Here is an 18,520-nt window from a genome sequence, read left to right on the forward strand (position 1 = left end):
CATCGGCGGGGCGCCCGCGCCCCTAAAATGGGTCCCGTGCCTACACGCCTGACGAACTACTTCCTCCGCACCCTCCGTGAAGACCCCTCCGACGCCGAGGTCGCCAGCCACCGGCTGCTGCTGCGCGCCGGTTACATCCGGCGCCAGGCGCCGGGCATCTTCGCGTGGTTGCCGCTGGGGCTGCGTGTGAAAGGCAAGATCGAGGCGATCATCCGCGAGGAGATGACGGCCGCCGGCGCGCACGAGGTGCATTTCCCGGCGCTGCTTCCCCGGGAGCCCTACGAGGTCACCGGCCGGTGGGAGGAGTATGGCGACAACCTCTTCCGCCTGAAAGACCGCAAGGGTTCCGACCTGCTGCTCGCACCCACCCACGAGGAAGCGTTCACGCTGCTCGTCAAAGACCTCTACTCCAGTTACAAAGACCTGCCGTTGGCGATCTACCAGATCCAGGACAAGTACCGCGACGAGGCCCGACCCCGCGCCGGCCTGCTGCGCGGCCGTGAGTTCACGATGAAAGACGCGTACACCTTCGACTACACCGACGCCGGTCTCGACGCCAGCTACCAGCGCCAGCGCGACGCCTACGAGCGCATCTTCACCCGGCTCGGGCTGGAGTACGCGATCGTGCAGGCGGATGCCGGTGCGATGGGCGGCTCGCGCAGCGAGGAGTTCCTGCACCCCACCGTGATCGGCGAAGACACCTTCGTGCGCTCGGCCGGCGGGTACGCCGCCAACGTCGAAGCGTTCACCACCGTCGCTCCGCCCGCCCGGTCGTTCGAGAAGCTGACGCCGCTCGAAGTCCTCGACACGCCTGACACCCCGACGATCGCGGCGCTCGTCGCCGTGGCCAACGAGAAGCACCCTCGGCCCGACGGCCGCGCCTGGACGGCGGCGGACACCCTCAAGAACGTCGTGCTGGCCGTCGTCCACCTCGACGGCACACGCGAGGTCGTCGTGGTCGGGCTGCCGGGTGACCGCGAGGTCGACCTGAAACGGGCGGAGGTCGCCTTCGCTCCCGCCGAGGTCGAACCGGCCACCGAGGCCGACTTCCTGAAGCACCCGGAGCTCGTGAAGGGCTACATCGGGCCGTGGTCGGAGCGCGGGGCGATGCTGGGCGAAGAGTCGGCCACCGGCATCCGCTACCTCGTCGACCCCCGCGTGGTCGAAGGCTCCGGCTGGATCACGGGGGCGAACGTGCACGGCAAGCACGTATTCGGTCTCGTCGCCGGCCGTGACTTCGACTGGGACGCCACGGTCGAGGCGGCCGAAGTGCTCGCCGGCGACCCCGCTCCCGACGGCTCCGGTCCGGTCGAGCTCGCCCGCGGCATGGAGATCGGCCATGTCTTCCAGCTCGGCCGCAAATACGCCGAGGTGCTCGGGCTCAAGGTGCTCGATGAGAACGGCAAGCTCGTCACAGTGACCATGGGATCGTACGGCATCGGCGTCACGCGCATCCTCGCGATCATCGCCGAGCTCAACTGCGACGAAAAGGGCCTCATCTGGCCCGAAGCCGTCGCGCCGTTCGATGTGCACGTCGTCGCCGCCGGGCGCGAGCAGGTCGTGTTCGACGTGGCCGAAGAGGTGACGGCCTCCCTGGAGGCGGCCGGACTCGACGTGCTGTTCGACGACCGTCCGAAGGTCTCGCCCGGGGTGAAGTTCGGCGACGCCGAGCTGATCGGGGTTCCCCGCATCGTCGTCGTCGGGCGGGGCGCCGCCGATGGCGTCGTCGAATTGTGGGACCGCCGCACCGGCGAGCGCAGCTCCGTTCCCGTCGCCGGCCTCCCCGCCGCCCTGCGCGCCTGATCTCCTACCCCGCCACCCAACGCGAAAACTGCCGAGTGTGCCCCATTTCAACGAAATGGGGCACGCGCGCGACCTCTTCCACGCCCTCGAAACTCGTGTGCGAAAGCTGCGAAATGCGACCCATTTCGGGTGAATGGGACGCATTCGGCAGCTTTCGCGGGATCACACCGGGCCGAGGATCGGGTACCGTAGGGAGCTGAGTCCGTCGCGCGGTTTCGCGGCGGCAAGATCTGAATAGAGGAGGCCGGCATGGACATCGACCTCAGCGTCTTACGTCTCATGGAACGTGAGCGAGAGATCCCCTTCGATGAGCTGGTGCAGATTATCGAGCAGGCGATTCTGACCGCCTACCTGAAGCACACGAACCAGGCCGACCACGGTCACGGTCACGGTCACGGCGAGAACGCGCACTCGGACGAGCCGCCCGCGGCCCGCGTGCACCTCGATCGCAAGACCGGACATGTGACCGTCTACGTTCCGGAGAAGGACGAGGAAGGCAACGTCATCGGCGAAGCCGAAGACAGCCCGAGCGACTTCGGTCGCATCGCAGCGTTCGCTGCCAAACAGGTGATCAACCAGCGCCTGCGTGACATCGCCGACGACGCGGTCCTCGGCGAGTTCCGCGGACGCGAAGGCGACATCGTTGCCGGCGTGATCCAGCAGGGACCGAACCCGCGGATGATCCACGTGGATCTGGGCAGCATCGAGGCGATCCTGCCGCCCGAGGAGCAGGTTCCGGGCGAGGAGTACACGCACGGCTCGCGCATCCGCGTGTACGTCACGAGTGTCTCGAAGGGGCTCAAGGGGCCGTCGATCATCGTCTCGCGCACCCACCCGGCGCTCGTGCGCAAGCTCTTCGCGCTCGAGGTGCCGGAGATCGCCAGCGGGGTCGTCGAGATCGTGTCGCTTGCCCGCGAGGCCGGGCACCGCACGAAGATCGCGGTGCGTGCCACCGAGCCCGGAGTCAACGCCAAGGGTGCCTGCATCGGTGAGCTCGGTCAGCGCGTGCGCGCGGTGACTGCCGAGCTCAACAACGAGAAGATCGACATCGTCGACTACTCGCCCGACCTGGCCACCTTCGTCTCGAGTGCCCTCTCGCCCGCCAAGGTGACCAGCGCGTTCGTGATCGACGAGTCGCTCAAGGCCGTCCGTGCCCTCGTTCCCGACTACCAGCTCTCTCTTGCCATCGGCAAGGAAGGGCAGAATGCCCGCCTCGCTGCGAAGCTCACGGGCGCGAAGATCGACATCCAGCCGGATTCGATCCTCGACAAGGAGTGAGTGCGCCCAGCCGGGCTGGCGCGCGGGTGTAAGATGGAACCTGTTAGAACGTGCGTTGGATGCCGTTCTCGCGCTCCCCGATCCTCCCTCGTGAGGGTTGTCGCCCGAAACGCAGAACTCGTGGTGGACCATTCCGCCACTCTTCCCGGGCGGGGCGCGTGGCTCCATCCGACTGACGAGTGTCTCGACAAAGCTTTGCAGAGGCGTGCCTTCGGGCGGGCGCTGCGGGTGGAGCAGGCACTCGAAACCCAGGCCATCCAGGACGCACTACGAGAGAACAGGCTGAACGGCACAGTGAACTCAAATGAGTGACAACTAATGAGCGGCTCGAAATGAGACCCGTCCGTTACTAACGGTCTGCCCTGCTAGGGGTAGACCCCCTAGACAGGAGAATTGTGGCTGCAAAACCACGCGTACACGAGGTCGCAACAGAACTCGGAGTCGACAGCAAGATCGCACTTGCGAAACTGAAAGAGATGGGCGAGTTCGTCAAGGGACCGTCCTCCAGCATCGAACCGCCGGTGGCGCGCAAGCTTCGTGCCGCCCTCGAGGCGGATGGCTTCACCGCGGACAAGGCGGCCAGCGCTGCCCCCGAGCACAAGGCGCCCGCGCCGGCCGCATCGCGTCCGTCTGCCCCGGCACCCGCGCCGGCTGCGTCCCCCAAGCCGGCGGGACCTGTTCCTGCCGCGCCCCTGTCGGTGGCCGAGCGTCAGGCGCTCGCCGAGCAGAAGGCCGCCGCCGAGGCGGCCGAAGCAGCGGCGGCGAAGGCGGCTGCGGCGAAGGCCGAGGCCGAGCCCTCCGGTGAGAAGCCTGCGACCGAAGCGGAGGCCAAGACGGCCACACCGCGTCCGGCAGGCGACGCCAGCAGCAGCATCCCGCGCCCCGGCGCCCCGCGTCCGGGCAACAACCCGTTCGCCTCCAACCAGGGCATGGGTCAGCGCCCGAGCACTCCGCGTCCGGGAAACAACCCGTTCGCCAGCTCGCAGGGCATGGGCCAGCGGCCGACGCCCGGCAACATCCCGCGTCCGACCCCGCCGCGTCCCGGTTCGCCGCGCCCCGGCGCGCCCGGCCAGGGCGCACGCCCAGGCGGTCAGCGTCCCGGTGGTGCCGGCGGCAGCCGTCCCGGTTTCCAGCAGCGCCCCGGAAGCGGCGGCGGTGCCGGTGCCGGCGCTGGTGCCGGTGGTGGTTTCCAGCGTCCCGGTGGCGGCTTCGGCGGCCCCCGTCCCGCTGGTGGCGGCGGTCGTGGCCGCGGCCCCGGTGGTGGAACCGCCGGTGCGTTCGGTCGTGGTGGCGGCAAGAGCAAGGCCCGCAAGTCGAAGCGCGCCAAGAGGCAGGAATTCGAACTGCGCGAAGCCCCGTCGCTGGGTGGCGTGAGCGTACCCCGTGGTGATGGCAACACCATCGTGCGGCTGCGCCGCGGTGCCTCCATCTCGGACTTCGCCGACAAGATCGACGCCAGCCCCGGAAACCTCGTGACCGTGCTGTTCCACCTCGGTGAGATGGCGACGGCGACGGAGTCCCTCGACGAGGCGACTTTCGGCATCCTCGGTGACGAACTGGGCTACAAGGTGCAGATCGTCTCGCCGGAGGACGAAGACCGCGAGCTGCTCGAAGGCTTCGACATCGACCTCGACCAGGAGCTCGAGGACGAGACCGATGAAGACCTGGAGATCCGCCCGCCGGTGGTCACCGTCATGGGTCACGTCGACCACGGTAAGACCCGACTGCTCGACGCGATCCGCAAGGCGAACGTCGTGGAGGGCGAGGCCGGTGGCATCACCCAGCACATCGGTGCCTACCAGGTGTGGACCGAGCACGATGGCAACGAGCGTGCCATCACCTTCATCGACACCCCGGGCCACGAGGCGTTCACCGCCATGCGTGCCCGTGGCGCCCAGGTCACCGACATCGCGATCCTCGTGGTCGCGGCCGACGACGGCATCATGCCGCAGACCATCGAGGCGCTCAACCACGCGCAGGCGGCCGGCGTTCCGATCGTCGTCGCGGTGAACAAGATCGACAAGCCGGAGGCGAACCCCGCGAAGGTGCGCCAGCAGCTCACCGAGTTCGGTCTCGTGGCCGAAGAATACGGTGGAGACGTCATGTTCGTCGACGTGTCGGCGCGCAACGACATCGGCATCCAGGATCTTCTGGATGCGGTGCTGCTCACCGCCGACGCCGGGCTCGACCTGCGCTCGAACCCCAACAAGGATGCCCGCGGTATCGCGATCGAGGCCAAGCTCGACAAGGGCCGCGGTGCGGTTGCGACCGTGCTCATCCAGTCGGGAACGTTGCGCGTCGGCGACCCGATCGTCGCGGGAACGGCTTACGGCCGCGTTCGTGCGATGGTCGACGAGAACGGCGACACCGTGCACGAGGCATACCCCTCGCGTCCGGTGCAGGTGCAGGGTCTCTCCAGCGTTCCGCGCGCCGGCGACACCTTCCTCGTCACCGAGGAGGACCGCACGGCCCGTCAGATCGCTGAGAAGCGTGAAGCCGCCGAGCGCAACGCCATGCTGGCGAAGTCGCGCAAGCGCATCTCGCTCGAGGACTTCACCCGCGCTCTGGAAGAGGGCAAGGTCGAGGCGCTCAACCTCATCATCAAGGGCGATGTGTCCGGTGCCGTGGAGGCGCTGGAGGAGTCGCTCATGAAGATCGAGGTGGACGATTCGGTTCAGCTGCGCATCCTGCACCGCGGTGTGGGTGCGATCACCGAGTCGGACATCGACCTGGCGACCATCGACAACGCGATCGTGATCGGGTTCAACGTCCGTCCGGACGTCAAGGCCCGCGAGCGTGCGGCCCGCGAGGGTGTGGATGTGCGCTTCTACTCGGTCATCTACAACGCGATCGACGACATCGAGAGCTCGCTGAAGGGCATGCTCAAGCCGGAATTCGAGGAGATCCAGTCGGGTGTCGCCGAGATCCGCGAGGTGTTCCGTTCTTCCAAGTTCGGCAACATCGCCGGTGTCATCGTGCGGTCGGGAACGATCACGCGAAACGCGAAGGCTCGTGTCATCCGCGACGGCGTCGTGGTGGGGGACAACCTCGCTATCGAGTCGCTGCGTCGCTTCAAGGACGACGTCACCGAGGTGCGGACGGACTTCGAGGCCGGTATCGGTCTCGGCAAGTTCAACGACATCCAGATCGGTGACGAGATCGAGACGACCGAGATGCGGGAGAAGCCCCGCGCCTAGTCGGCTGACGGAGGTCCGGGAGTTCACCCTCCCGGGCCTCCGGTCTTCCGGCGGTGAAGGTTTTGCAGGCGAAGGAGAGACGAAATGGCTGATCCGGCACGCGCGAGAAAGCTCGCGGACAGAATCAAGGTGATCATCGCCAAGCGCTTGGAGCGCGGGATGCGTGACCCTCGCCTCGGCTTCGTGACCATCACGGATGTTCAGGTGACCGGCGACCTTCAGCACGCTTCGGTGTTCTACACCGTCTACGGCACCGACGAGGAGCGCACCGACACGGCGGCGGCACTCGCGGCGGCCACCGGGATGCTGCGCAGCGAGGTGGGCAAGAACATCACGGCGCGTCTCACCCCGTCGCTCGAGTTCATCCTCGACGCCATCCCGGAGAATGCGGCCCACATCGAGGATCTGCTGCGGGAGGCGCGCGAGCGCGACACCGAGGTGGCCGGTCTCGCCGAGGGTGCGCAGTATGCCGGCGATGAGGACCCGTACGTGAAGCCCCGCGACTTCGACGCCGAGGAGAACGAGGCTGACGCCGCCGACGCCGCCGCCGCCGACGCCGCCGCCGCCGACGCCGCCGCAAAGGACTCGCGCGAGGCCTGAGTCGCTGATCGGCTCGCGGCCCACTCGGCCGCGAGCTCGAACCTGTTGTCACGAATTGCCGTGTGGTCAGTCGATCACGCGGCAATTCGCGTCAAGTCGTGTTCCCCGCCGGCCGGGAAAGGGTCGGTGGTCGGTATCTGCGGGCGGGGCGTCGTCAGGGCAGAACGTAGCCATCGGGCGTCTCGACGGCGAGCCCGTCGGCGAGGAGGCCCGCCAGGGCCCGCTCGCGTTGCACCGCATCCGGCCAGACCCCCGCGATCTCGCCGGGCGTGACCGGGATGTGCGACGCGCGCAGCTCCGCGAGGATCAGCCCGCGCACCTGTCGGTCGCTTCCTTCGTACTTCTTCTGGACGGTCTTGCGCGGCCCGTCGTACGGAGGAGATCCGGCCAGGCGCCAGGCGCACACCTCGCGGAGCGGGCATTCGTCGCAGCGTGGCGTGCGCGCCACGCAGACGATCGCGCCGAGTTCCATCATGCCCGCGTTGAAGGCGGCCGCCGCCGGCCGGCCGGCCGGCAGCAGGGTCTCCATCGCGACGAGGTCCCGTTTCGCCGACGGTGGCCCCGGTTCGCCCTGTCCGTCGATGGCCCGGGCGATCACCCGGCGGATGTTGGTGTCGACCACGGGGTGCCGGTTGCCGTAGGCGAAGACGGCGACGGCCCGGGCGGTGTAGTCGCCGATGCCGGGAAGCGCGAGCAGCGCATCCACATCTTCAGGGACGACGCCGTCGTGCCGCTCGGTGATGGCCACGGCGCAGGCGTGCAGCCAGAGCGCACGCCGCGGGTAGCCGAGCGACTTCCAGGCGCGCACCGCCTCCCCGGGTGGCACGGCGGCCAGGTCGGCCGGTGTCGGCCACCGGGTCAGCCACTCGTCGAGCCGAGGGATGACGCGCGCCACCGGTGTCTGTTGCAGCATGAACTCGCTCACCAGCGTTCCCCAGGGCGTGAAGCCGTGCCGTCGCCACGGCAGGTCGCGCTTGTTCTCGTGGTACCAATCGACCACGGTGTCGGCGATAGTCACGTGTTCTTCGCCTTCTGGCGGAAGGCGCGCACCCGCAGACGGGTGGAGCAGGTGTCGCAGCAGGCCTTGCGCAGATGGCTCGGGTCGAGGTAGATCTTCGCGCAGGCGGCGTCCGAGCAGACGCCGAAGTCGGCGGGGTGGTGGGCGAGGTCGGCGACGGCGCTCTGGGCGAGGCGGCCGAGCGCATCCCGGGTGTTCTCGGGGCGCGTCGGGGTCACCGCGCCGGTGTCGCCGATGGTGAACGCGGGGGCGGATGCTCGACTGAGCTCGCCGAGGAGGGCGGCGGCGTCGGCGGCGGGAGGGGCGTCGGCCGTGAGGGGGAGCGTGTGCTGGGTGGAGGAGAGGGTGCTGTGGGCGAGGAGCCGGATGGCTTCCCGGGTCGCTCGGGCCAGCGCGAGGTCTGTCTCGTCGGGCGGCGTCGCCGGGGGGAGTCCGACCGTCGTGAGCCATTCCGTGAGCCGATCGGGGTCGGTGAGGCGTTCCAGCGGCTGCGGCGAGTAGGCGTGACGCCGGGTGCCGAGCAGGTCGGTCCAGGCGGCACCCGTGTTATAGACCAGTTCGAGATCCGACATGGACCCAGTGTAACGGTTTGACACGTTACTTGGCGAGTGCGAGAGTAACGACATGATCCGTTACATCACCTGGAGCCGGCTGCTGCCGTTCCTGTTCCTCCCCGTCTACGGATCGGGGTACATCGCGGGAGCGCTCGGCCTGCAGACGATGCGGCCGTTCGCGATGACTTTCTGGCGGTTCACGATCGCGGAAATCGTCGTGATGACGATCGCCCTCGTGCGGCGCACCCGCTGGCCGCGCGGCTGGCGACAGTGGTGGCCGATCCTGGCGGTGGGGCTCCTGATCCAGGTGGTGCAGTTCGGCGGCAATTACACCGCGATGGGGCTCGGGATGCCGGCCGGACTCACCTCGCTCATCGCCGGCAGCTCGTCGTTGATGATGGCGATCGGAGCGGTGCCGTTCCTGCGCGAACGTCTCACCGGATGGCGTCTGGTCGGGGTCTTCGTCGGCTTCATCGGAATCGCGGTGGCGTTGGCCGGCCACCTCGGCGTTCCAAGCGGGCCGGCCGGTGTGTTCGCGGCGTTCTGCGCGGCCGTCGGCTATGCGGGCGGTTCGTTGCTGCAACGAAAGTGCCTGGTGGGTGTGGACATCTGGTTGAGTGTGGCCATCCAGTTCGCGGTCGCGGCACCGGTGGCGTTCGTGCTGGCCGAGGTCACGGGTGGTGTCGCCGTGCCGCTGAGCGCCGGAACGCTCGTGCCGCTCGGCTGGATCGCGCTCGTCAACTCGGTCGGCGGGATGTGGCTGCTCGGGCAGATGCTGCGGCACCACACGGCCGCGACGCTGAGCGCCTGGAGCAACCTCATTCCGCCCTTCACCGCGCTTCTCGCGATTCCCTTCCTCGGGCAGCCGATGTCGGTCTCGCTCGGGATCGGGCTTGCCATCGCCCTGACGGGAACCGCCCTGGTGGTGCTTCCGTCGAGGCGTGGCGCAGAGGGAGCGAACGCAGCGGGGACGAACGCGGCGGGAGCGAACGCAGCGGGGACGAACGCAGCGGGGACGAACGCGGCGGATGCAGAGCCCACACACAGTGACGATCGGGTCCCGGCGGCTTAGGCTCGACCCATGTACTTGTCGCCGACCCCCCGCATCCTGTTCCTGCGCGAACTGGTGGGAGAGATCGCCCGCAACTACGGCCGTGGGCGGTCGATCGTGGCGGTCGACGGAATCGACGGAGCCGGCAAGACCTCGTTCGCCGACGACCTGGCCGCGGTCTTCCGGGAGGCCGGGCATGACGCATACCGGGCGTCGATGGCCGACTTCCATCGTCCACGGGCCGACCGGTGGCGGCTCGGCCGCGAATCCCCGGAGACGTTCTATCGCGACTCTTTCGACTATGTGACGTTCCGGCGCGTGCTCGTCGACCCGTTCCGTCTGGCCGGGAGCGCCGGATTCCAGACCGCGGCGTTCGACGTGCGCCGGGATGCGCCGATCGAGAGCCGCTGGGTCACCGCGCCGGCGGATGCCGTGCTGATCGTGGACGGCGTCTTCCTCGTGCGCCCGGAGCTGCGCGGTCTGTGGAACTACAGCATCCTGCTCGAGGTGCCGTGGGACGAGGCGTACGCACGGCTGGCGGAGCGCGATGGGGTCGACCCCGACCCGGATGCGCTCTCGAACGTGCGCTACCGCGAGGGCCAGGAACTGTATTTCGCCGAAGCCGACCCCCGCCAGTGGGCCAGCGCACTGGTCGACAACGCCGACCCTGCCGAGCCGCGGCGCCTCTTCGCCGACAGCTGCTGACCGGAGAGGGTCGGTGGCCGGGTCAGCATCCCGATCGGTCTAGAGCAGCGGTGCCAAGCGGGTGGTGACTGCGGGTGCGTCGAGGAACGCGCGTGTGCGTTCGACCTCGTGCACGAGCTCGACGAGGGCGGCGTTGATCGGAGCGGTTCGGCCGAGTTGCGTGGCCTCGTCGACGACGGCGCCGTTGAGATAGTCGATCTCGGTGATCTGCCCGCGTCGGATGCTCTGCAGGGTCGACCCGGGATTGGGCGTCTCGCCCATACGCCGCCGCATCATCAAGGGGACGAGTTGACCGGCCCAGAGCGGCGCGGCGGCGACGAACCGCAGCAGGCCGTTGGTGAGGCCCTGGATGCTGCCGTAGCGCACGCCGCCGTCGAAGCCGGCCCGGGTGGCCTCGCGCATGCTCGCGGTCACGATGCGGCGCAGGGCGCGGTCGCCGAGGGTGTCCTGCACGCTCAATCCCGTGATGGCCGGCATGGCGTTGATCTGGTTCACGATCAGCTTCGTCCACTGGCAGCCGGAGAAGTTGTCGACCGCGATACTGGGCATGGCGCCCCCAAGGACCGTCGTGGCGAAAACGGCCGCTTCGGGGGCTGCGCCGCTTCCGGCGCCGAGGTAGGTGTTCGCGGCCGTGGTCACGGAGACGGCGCCCGGCGAGAGGTAGCTCGCCGCGTAGAGCGCGAGGGCGCCGACGCAGTCAGAGGTCGGAAGCAGGGCCCTGGCGTGGTCGAGGCCGGCGAGCCCGTTCTGCACGACGACGACGGGGATGCCGGCGAGGCGGTGCTGATTTTCACGGATCGCGGCCGCGGCATCCTGCGCTTTCGTGCAGAGGAAGGCGAGCTCGGGGGTCTCTGTCAGGGTTTCGGCGGCGGCGACGCGGGCGGTGTGTTCGCCCCAAGCGCCGGAGAGCCGGAGCCCGGATGCGGTGATCGTGGCGAGGTTGTGGCCTCGGGCGGTCACCTCTACCCGGTGGCCGGCACGGTCGAGCAGGGCCGTGATCGTGCCGCCGATGGCGCCCGCGCCGATCACACCGATTCGCATGCCTTCAGCGTACGGGGTGATCGGCGCGAGGCAGGGCGTCTCAGCTGCGAGGCGTCTCGTCGACGAGTGAGGCGCCCTGTGCCGATCCGATGGCGGCTTCGCTCTCGGCGATCTCGGTCGTGCGGTCGAGCCGGACCGCGCGGATCCCGGACGGCAGTGCCAGTGAGATGACGGCGGCGACGGCCAGCACGCCGGCGGCCACCCAGACGGCCGGGATCGCGGCGCTGACGTACCCGGTCGGGGTGAGCGTGCCGCCGGCACCGGTGAACACGGCTGTCAGCACGGCGACACCGAGGGCGACGCCGATCTCGCGAAGCGTGGAGTTGGTGCCGGAGGCCTTCGCGTGATCGGCGGGGCGCATGTTGACGAGCACGGCGGTCGAGCTCGGGGCGAACACCAGCCCCATTCCGATGCCGGCGAGGAGGAACGGGGGCCACATGGCCGAGTACGGGAGCGTCGCCGAGAGAGTGAGGGCGATCCAGCCCATCGACACGGCCAGCAGAACGAGGCCGAGGAGGATGGGCAGTCGCGTGCCGGTTCGCGGCGAGAGCAGCCCGGTCAGCGGGGCGACCACCATCGGGGCGAGTGTCCAGGGCATCGTCATCACGCCGGCCTCCAGCGGGGTGTGGCCCTGGACCACCTGCAGGAACTGGATGAGGATGAACACGGCGCCGAAGATGCCGAAGCTGAAGGTGACGCCCACGAGGTTCGCCACGGTGAAGCTGCGGTCGCGGAACAGCCGGAGGGGGAGGAGCGGGGCCGCGCTTCGGTTCTCCCAGAACAGGAAGGCGACGAGCAGGGCCGTGCCGGCGATGAGGGAGGTGAGCACTTCGGCGCTGTCCCAGCCGGCATCGTTGCCGCGGACGATGCCGAACACGAGCCCGAGCACTCCGAGTCCGGCCAGAACCAGTCCGACCACATCGGCGCGCACGCGGGCGCCGAAGCTGTTCGGCAGCACGGCCAGCACCAATGGCACGGCGATCACGCCCAGAGGGACGTTCAGCCAGAAGATGGCCTGCCAGTTCCATCCCTGCACCACCGCGCCGCCGATGAGGGGCCCGGTCGCGACGCCGAGGCCGGAGATGCCGCCCCAGATGCCGATTGCGGCGGGGCGCAGCCGTTCGCTCACGCTTCCGGCGAGCAGGGTGAGGGAGAGGGGCATGAGGGCGGCGGCCCCGACGCCCTGGATCGCGCGGGCGCCGATCAGCATCCACGGCTCGGTGGCGAGCGCGCTCGCGGCGGAGGCCAGGGTGAAGATCACGATGCCGGCGAGGAAGACCGTTCGCCGCCCGAACCGGTCGCCGAGGGCCACGGCCATCAGCATGAAGGTGGCGAAGCTCAGGGTGTACGCGTTGACGACCCATTGCAGCTCTTCGATGGAGGCGTTGAGGTCGCGGGCGATCACCGGCAGGGCGCTGGTGACCACGAGATTGTCGAGCGTCGCCATGAACATCGGGAGGGATGCGGCGACGATGGCGAGCCACACGGGGATGCGCCGGCTGGTGGAGGTCATGGGGCGAACCTGTCTGTCGAGAACTTCCGGGGTAATCGGATGATTACAAGACGTGACACTAGTAATCAACTGATAACCTGTCAAGTGTGACCGACAGAATCAGCGAACGCATCCCAGCGGGGGAGCGGCGCGAACAGATCCTCGCCGCCGCGAGCCTGGTGTTCGGCGAGCGCGGGTACTTCGGCGCCACCACAGACCAGATCGCCAAAGCGGCCGGTATCAGCCAGCCCTATGTCGTGCGCATGTTCGGCAGCAAGGAGACCCTCTTCGTCGAGGTGCTCGCGCGGGCCCTCGACAAGGTGCTCGTCGCCTTCCGTGGCACCGTCGACGGTTGGAAGTCCGACGGGTCGCCCGACGACGAGATCGCCCGACGCATCGGCACCGCGTACGTGAACCTCATCGAGGATCGCGGCATCCTGCTCTCGCTGATGCAGTCGTTCAGCATGGGGCACGACCCGATGATCGGCGCGAAGGCGCGCGACGGGTTCATCGCCATCTACCGACTCCTGCGCGACGAGGCGGGTTTCGAGCCCGAGCAGGTGCGTGCGTTCCTGGCCGAGGGGATGCTGCTCAACACCCTGCTCGGCCTCCGGCTGCCCGAGCAGTACGGTCTCGACGAGGCCGCGACGGAACTCCTCGAGTGCACCTTCCAGTCGAAGCTGCAGCTCGTGCTCGACGTGGTCGGCGAGAAGAGCGCATGACGGCCAGCGGGATCCTGCTGGTCGACAAGCCCGGCGGCTGGACCAGCCACGACATCGTCGCGCGGACGCGCCGCCTCGCCGGAACACGGAAAGTGGGGCATGCTGGCACCCTCGACCCGATGGCGACGGGGCTGCTCATCCTGGGGCTCAACTCGTCGACCCGTCTGCTCACCTACATCGTGGGCACCGACAAGGAGTACCGGGCGACGATCCGTCTCGGGTCGGCGACGTCGACCGACGATGCGGAAGGCGACCTGCTCGCGCAGGCGCCGGCCGCCGCGCTCGCCGCGGTGTCAGACGAGGCGATCCGCTCCGGCGTCGCTGCGCTCACCGGGGAGATCGATCAGGTTCCGAGTGCGGTGAGCGCCATCAAAGTCGACGGCAAACGCGCCTATGCGCGGGTTCGCGCGGGCGAAGAGGTCGTACTCGCGGCGCGGGCGGTCACCGTCTCGGTGTTCGAGATCGGCGACATCCGGCGCGCAGCGGAGGCGATCGATGTGGATGTCCGTGTCGTGTGCTCGTCGGGCACGTACATCCGCTCGCTGGCCCGTGATCTGGGTGCCGGGCTCGCTGTCGGGGGACACCTCACGGCGCTGCGGCGCACCCGGGTCGGGCCGTTCAGCGTCGACCACGCCCGGCCGATCGACGGGCTCGACGTCGCCGAGCGCCTCATCCCGGCCGCTCTGGCTGCCGGCGAACTGTTCGAACGGCTCGAGTTGACCGAGCAGCAGGCGATCGATCTGACCCACGGCAAGCGCATCCATGTTCCCGACTGGGAGAATGGGAGCGGCGAGCCCATCGCGGCCCTCTCGCCGACCGGCCACCTGGTGGGGCTCATCGAGTTCCGTGGAAAGGAAGCAAGAACCCTCGTGAACTTCCCGACAGATGAGATCGCCACCGCATGATCGAATGGTTCACGACGGTCCAGGTGATCGTCGCCGCGGTCGCCGGCGTGCTCTGCCTCGTGCTCGGGCTCGCCAAGAAGGTCCCCGGCGACCTCAGCATGGGCGCCGTCGCCCTCGTCGAACTTCTCCTTGTGGCGCAGCTCGTGGTCACGATCGTCGCGCCGATCGCCGGAAATGAGCCGTCGGGCAGCCTCCCCGAGTTCTATATCTACCTGATCTCCGCGCTCATCCTCCCGGCCGCCGGCGCGTTCTGGGCGCTGATCGAACGCAACCGGTGGAGCACCGTCATCCTCGGAGGTGTGTGCCTGGCGATCGCCGTGATGGTCTACCGCATGGGCCAGATCTGGTTCGTGCAGGGCGCCTGAGGCGGGTTCCGTCCCGTTCGCGAGAATAGAATCGTCTTCGATGTCACACCACACCATGCCCGCACGGGAGCACGACGGTAAGCACGACCGCACCCGCCGGATCTCCGGAATCGGCCGCGTCCTCGTCTTCGTCTACGGCGTGCTTGCGCTGGCGGCCACCGGGCGCAGCGTCTTTCAGATCATCGACCGGTTCCACGAAGCCCCTGTCGCCTTTTCGTTGTCTGCGCTCTCGGCCGTCGTCTACATCGTGGCAACGATCGCGCTCGTCGCCCCGGGCCACGTCTGGTACCGCGTGGCCTGGATCACGATCACATTCGAGCTCGTCGGTGTTCTCATCGTCGGGTCGCTCAGCCTGTTCGCCCCCGAGACGCTCGGACTGCACGACATCGATCCGTTCGGGCGGGATGCGACCGTCTGGTCGGTCTACGGCATGGGCTACCTCTTCATCCCGCTCGCGCTGCCCGTGCTCGGCCTGATCTGGTTGCGCACCCACCGCCCTCGTCCGCTCGACGGGACGCCGTCGTGAGAGTCTTCCGTGGCCTCGCGGAGGTCCCCGACGACTTCAGGCCGAGTGCCGTGACCATCGGCAAGTTCGACGGCGTGCACACCGGGCACCGGGCCGTCATCGGACGGCTCGGCGAGGTGGCCGCCGAGCGCGGCCTCACCTCGACCGTGGTCACCTTCGACCGCAACCCGCTTGAAGTCATCGCACCCGAGAAGTGCCCGGCCGCGCTCGTGAGCGTCGACCAGAAGCTCGACCTGCTGGCCGAGACCGGGGTCGAGGCCACCCTGATCATCGCATTCGACCGTGCCCTCGCCGACCTGGCGCCCGACGAGTTCGTGCACCGCATCCTCGTCGACCGGCTTCACGCGCGGTCGGTGCTCGTCGGAAGCGACTTCCGCTTCGGCGCCAACGGGGCCGGAGACGTCGCCCTGCTGCGCGAGCTCGGCGCGCGCGACGGGTTCGATGTGCACCTGATCGACGATGTGCGACCGGAACACGGCCGCCGAGTGTCGTCCACCTGGATTCGCGAACTGCTCGCCGAGGGCGACGTCGGCCACGCCGGGATGCTCCTCGGCCATGTGCCCACTCTGCGAGGCGTCATCGTGCACGGCGCGAAGCGCGGACGTGAGCTCGGATACCCGACGGCGAACCTCTCGCCGGACGCGGAGGGTCTGATCCCCGCCGACGGCGTCTACGCCGGTTGGCTCACCGATGGCGGGGAACGCTACCCCGCGGCGATCTCCGTCGGCAACAACCCGACCTTCGAGGGCGTGCCGCAGAAGCAGGTCGAGGCGTATGTGCTCGACCGTGAAATCGACCTGTACGACCACCACGTGGAGATCGCGTTCGTCGAGCGCATCCGCGGCATGGTCGCCTATGCCGGTGTCGAGCCGCTCATCGCGCAGATCGCAGACGATGTGGCCGAGACCCGCCGCATTCTCGCCGCCGAGCCCGCCTGATGTCTCTCGCCCCGCCGCGACCGCTCTGGCACGGTCGCGCGATCGCCCTGCTCGGAATCCTTCTCGTCGCCTCCAACCTCCGCACCGCCGTCGCGGCGCTCTCGCCGATCTTCGCCGAGATCCGCACCGAGTTCGCCGTCACGAGCGTCGGTGTCGGACTGCTCGGGATGCTGCCGCCGATCTGTTTCGCGCTATTCGGTCTTCTCGCGCCCTCCTTCACCCGCAAGGCGAGCCTCGAACTGGTGATGGTGGTCGCGCTCGTGGTGATGCTCACCGGGCATGTCCTGCGGGCCACGGCCGGTTCGTTCACGATGCTCGCGGTGGGGTCGGCGGTCGCCTTCGCCGGTATGGGCGTCGGCAACGTTCTGCTTCCCCCGCTGGTCAAACGCTACTTCCCGGACCGTATCGGACTCATCACCTCGCTCTACGCGACCGTCATGTCGGTGAGCACCCTGCTGCCGCCGCTGATCGCGGTGCCTGTCGCCGAGGCCACCGACTGGCATGTCTCGGTGGGGATGTGGGCGGCTGTGAGCCTGGTGGCGATCCTGCCGTGGCTGCGCATCCTGATGGTTCGCAGGCCCGCGCACCCCGCCCACGACGTGGCGGTGGAAGAGGCGGAGCCCGCCATGCTCGGACGGGTGTGGCATGCGCCGCTCGCCTGGGCGCTCGGGATCGTGTTCGCCGCGTCGTCGCTGAACGCCTACGCGATGTTCGCCTGGCTGCCGGAGATCCTCCGCGATCTCGCGGGGAGCTCGCCGGCGGAGGCCGGAGCTCTGCTCTCCCTCTACGCGGGCATGGGGATCCCGGCCGGACTCCTTGTGCCGTTGCTCGCAGCCCGAATGACGAACGTGGCGCTGCTCATCTATGCGGGGGTCGCGAGCTTCCTGATCGGCTATCTGGGGCTCATCCTGATGCCGGAGACGGCGACCTGGCTCTGGGTGCTGTTCGCCGGCCTCGGCCCGCTGCTGTTCCCGCTCTGCTTGGTGCTCATCAATGTTCGCACCCGCACGCATGACGGCTCGGTGGCGCTGAGCGGGTTCACCCAGGGTTTGGGGTACACCCTAGGCGCGCTCGGACCGCTCGCCGTGGGGCTGCTCCACCAGCTCACCGGCGGCTGGACCGCCGCACTCATCGTGCTCACGGCAACCGCGCTCGCGGCGGCGGCGGCCGGGGCCGTCGTGGCCCGCCCCCGCAAACTCGAGGATTCGTTCCGCACTTGACCGCGCTTCTCGCCGAGATTGCGACCGTCGCGTCCTCCGGTTATCCGTGGACCGGCGGGGCGTGTGGGGGAGCCGGCTCGGTCAGGGGAGGAGGTGCGAGCGGTGGATGAGGGCGGCCGCGCCGATGAGCGGGCCCTCGGACGAGAGCGCGCTCGGCACGATGCGCACCTTGCGAACATAGGGGAAGTAGTGGTCGGCGATGACCCGGCGCATGTGGTCGAAGAGGTCGGGAGTCGACTGCGAGAAGCCGCCACCGATGGCGACCAGCTCCAGGTCGAGGAGCGCCGTTGCGGAGGCGATGGCGCGGCCGACGGCCTCGCCGGTGCGGGCGATGGCACGGTGCGCGATCTCGTCGCCGGCGGCATAGGCGGCCGCGAGATCTTCTCCGGTGCTTCCGGTGAACCCCTGGTGCCGCGCCCAGGCGACCGTGTGCGGACCAGAAGCGATGGCTTCGAGGGCGCTCGGATTGCCGAACGTGTCCTCGCCGACGAGCTCGCCGACCTCCACATGTCCGATGTGCCCGGCGTTGCCGGTCGGCCCGGTGATGACGCGTCCGCCGACGATCAGTCCGCCGCCGATCCCGGTGGAGACCACCATGCCCATGACGTTGTCGACGCCCTGGGCCGCGCCGACCCAGTGCTCAGCGAGAGTGATGGCGACGCCGTCCATCTCGAGGGTCACCCGCAGGTCGAGCCCGGCCTCGTTGACGACGCTCTGCACGAAGTCGCGCAGCGGGTAGTCGCGCCAATGCGGCACGTTGAGCGGCGAGACGAGCCCGGCATCGCGGTCGATCGGGCCGGCGCATCCGATGCCGGCTCCGACCAGTTCGGCGTCGGCGGGGAGCGCCGCGATGGCGTCGCGCACGACACCGCCGACGGAGGCCTCCAGGTCGGCGACGGTGGCGTTGCGACCGGTGGGGCGGCGGTGGCGGGAACCGTCGATCAGGCGGCCGTCGGTGTCGACGAGCGCGGCTTCGACCTTGGTTCCGCCGAAATCGACGGCGATGGCGAGGGGTGTAGGCACGGTCATTACCCTAAAGGAAAGACGCCATGCTCATATGAGCAACAAGCGCGCAAGCGTTGCTCCTGGTGTCCCCGGTTCCTAA

18 protein-coding genes are annotated in these 18,520 nt (G+C 68.8%); 13 read left to right on the forward strand and 5 right to left on the reverse strand.

The window, feature by feature from the left end; genetic code table 11:
- Positions 1-36 precede the first annotated feature (36 nt).
- The 5 genes from K5L49_RS19040 (at position 37) to rbfA (ending at position 6,878) form a co-directional block, all read left to right on the forward strand.
- Positions 37-1,803 (forward strand): proline--tRNA ligase, encoded by a 1,767-nt coding sequence (locus K5L49_RS19040; RefSeq protein ID WP_223695103.1) that lies wholly within the window; start codon positions 37-39, stop codon positions 1,801-1,803.
- Positions 1,804-2,052: 249 nt separating this feature from the next.
- The gene (gene nusA, locus K5L49_RS19045; protein WP_223695104.1) at positions 2,053-3,081 is read left to right on the forward strand and encodes a transcription termination factor NusA; all 1,029 of its coding nucleotides are present in this window, start codon (positions 2,053-2,055) and stop codon (positions 3,079-3,081) included.
- A 33-nt stretch (positions 3,082-3,114) separates the two neighbouring features.
- Entirely contained in the window at positions 3,115-3,393 is a 279-nt protein-coding gene (locus tag K5L49_RS19050) for a YlxR family protein (RefSeq protein WP_223695105.1), read from the forward strand.
- Positions 3,394-3,476: 83 nt separating this feature from the next.
- Positions 3,477-6,278 (forward strand): translation initiation factor IF-2, encoded by a 2,802-nt coding sequence (gene infB, locus K5L49_RS19055; RefSeq protein WP_223695106.1) that lies wholly within the window; start codon positions 3,477-3,479, stop codon positions 6,276-6,278.
- Positions 6,279-6,362: 84 nt separating this feature from the next.
- On the forward strand, positions 6,363-6,878 hold the full coding sequence (gene rbfA / locus K5L49_RS19060) for a 30S ribosome-binding factor RbfA (RefSeq protein WP_223695107.1): 516 nt from the start codon (positions 6,363-6,365) through the stop codon (positions 6,876-6,878).
- A gap of 154 nt (positions 6,879-7,032) precedes the next feature.
- On the opposite strand, the gene K5L49_RS19065 is transcribed toward rbfA, so the two are convergent.
- Complete coding sequence (locus K5L49_RS19065) at positions 7,033-7,896, reverse strand: A/G-specific adenine glycosylase (protein WP_223695108.1); 864 nt, start codon at positions 7,894-7,896, stop codon at positions 7,033-7,035.
- A complete protein-coding gene (locus K5L49_RS19070) occupies positions 7,893-8,468 on the reverse strand; it encodes an ABATE domain-containing protein (RefSeq protein WP_223695109.1) in 576 nt (191 codons plus the stop codon). The genes K5L49_RS19065 and K5L49_RS19070 overlap by 4 nt, the downstream gene beginning before the upstream one ends.
- A 52-nt stretch (positions 8,469-8,520) precedes the next feature.
- On the opposite strand from K5L49_RS19070, the gene K5L49_RS19075 reads away from it, so the two are divergent.
- Positions 8,521-9,522 carry a DMT family transporter gene (locus tag K5L49_RS19075; protein WP_223695110.1) on the forward strand — a complete coding sequence of 334 codons (1,002 nt, stop codon included), beginning with the start codon at positions 8,521-8,523 and terminating at the stop codon, positions 9,520-9,522.
- A 9-nt stretch (positions 9,523-9,531) separates the two neighbouring features.
- Positions 9,532-10,206 (forward strand): uridine kinase, encoded by a 675-nt coding sequence (locus K5L49_RS19080; RefSeq protein ID WP_223695111.1) that lies wholly within the window; start codon positions 9,532-9,534, stop codon positions 10,204-10,206.
- Between the two features lie 39 nt (positions 10,207-10,245).
- Here K5L49_RS19080 and K5L49_RS19085 read toward each other — a convergent pair whose 3' ends face one another.
- Both K5L49_RS19085 and K5L49_RS19090 read right to left on the reverse strand, forming a co-directional pair.
- Positions 10,246-11,247, reverse strand: coding sequence for a ketopantoate reductase family protein (locus tag K5L49_RS19085; RefSeq protein ID WP_223695112.1), 1,002 nt, complete (start codon positions 11,245-11,247; stop codon positions 10,246-10,248).
- A 40-nt stretch (positions 11,248-11,287) separates the two neighbouring features.
- Complete coding sequence (locus tag K5L49_RS19090; RefSeq protein WP_223695113.1) at positions 11,288-12,760, reverse strand: DHA2 family efflux MFS transporter permease subunit; 1,473 nt, start codon at positions 12,758-12,760, stop codon at positions 11,288-11,290.
- 86 nt (positions 12,761-12,846) lie between these two features.
- On the opposite strand from K5L49_RS19090, the gene K5L49_RS19095 reads away from it, so the two are divergent.
- The 6 genes from K5L49_RS19095 to K5L49_RS19120 are packed head-to-tail and all read left to right on the forward strand — an operon-like array spanning position 12,847 to position 17,415.
- Entirely contained in the window at positions 12,847-13,461 is a 615-nt protein-coding gene (locus K5L49_RS19095) for a TetR/AcrR family transcriptional regulator (protein ID WP_223695114.1), read from the forward strand.
- Positions 13,458-14,366, forward strand: a complete 909-nt coding sequence (gene truB / locus K5L49_RS19100) for a tRNA pseudouridine(55) synthase TruB (RefSeq protein ID WP_223695115.1) — start codon at positions 13,458-13,460, stop codon at positions 14,364-14,366. The genes K5L49_RS19095 and truB overlap by 4 nt, the downstream gene beginning before the upstream one ends.
- On the forward strand, positions 14,363-14,731 hold the full coding sequence (locus tag K5L49_RS19105) for a hypothetical protein (RefSeq protein ID WP_223695116.1): 369 nt from the start codon (positions 14,363-14,365) through the stop codon (positions 14,729-14,731). Before truB ends, K5L49_RS19105 begins: the two co-directional genes overlap by 4 nt.
- A 40-nt stretch (positions 14,732-14,771) precedes the next feature.
- Positions 14,772-15,257 carry a hypothetical protein gene (locus K5L49_RS19110; protein ID WP_223695117.1) on the forward strand — a complete coding sequence of 162 codons (486 nt, stop codon included), beginning with the start codon at positions 14,772-14,774 and terminating at the stop codon, positions 15,255-15,257.
- A complete protein-coding gene (locus K5L49_RS19115) occupies positions 15,254-16,195 on the forward strand; it encodes a bifunctional riboflavin kinase/FAD synthetase (RefSeq protein WP_223695118.1) in 942 nt (313 codons plus the stop codon). The genes K5L49_RS19110 and K5L49_RS19115 overlap by 4 nt, the downstream gene beginning before the upstream one ends.
- The gene (locus tag K5L49_RS19120; protein ID WP_223695119.1) at positions 16,195-17,415 is read left to right on the forward strand and encodes an MFS transporter; all 1,221 of its coding nucleotides are present in this window, start codon (positions 16,195-16,197) and stop codon (positions 17,413-17,415) included. Before K5L49_RS19115 ends, K5L49_RS19120 begins: the two co-directional genes overlap by 1 nt.
- Before the next feature lie 81 nt (positions 17,416-17,496).
- On the opposite strand, the gene K5L49_RS19125 is transcribed toward K5L49_RS19120, so the two are convergent.
- Complete coding sequence (locus tag K5L49_RS19125) at positions 17,497-18,444, reverse strand: ROK family protein (protein WP_223695120.1); 948 nt, start codon at positions 18,442-18,444, stop codon at positions 17,497-17,499.
- Positions 18,445-18,520 lie beyond the last annotated feature (76 nt).

Source organism: Leifsonia poae (assembly GCF_020009625.1).
GTDB lineage: Bacteria > Actinomycetota > Actinomycetes > Actinomycetales > Microbacteriaceae > Leifsonia > Leifsonia poae_A.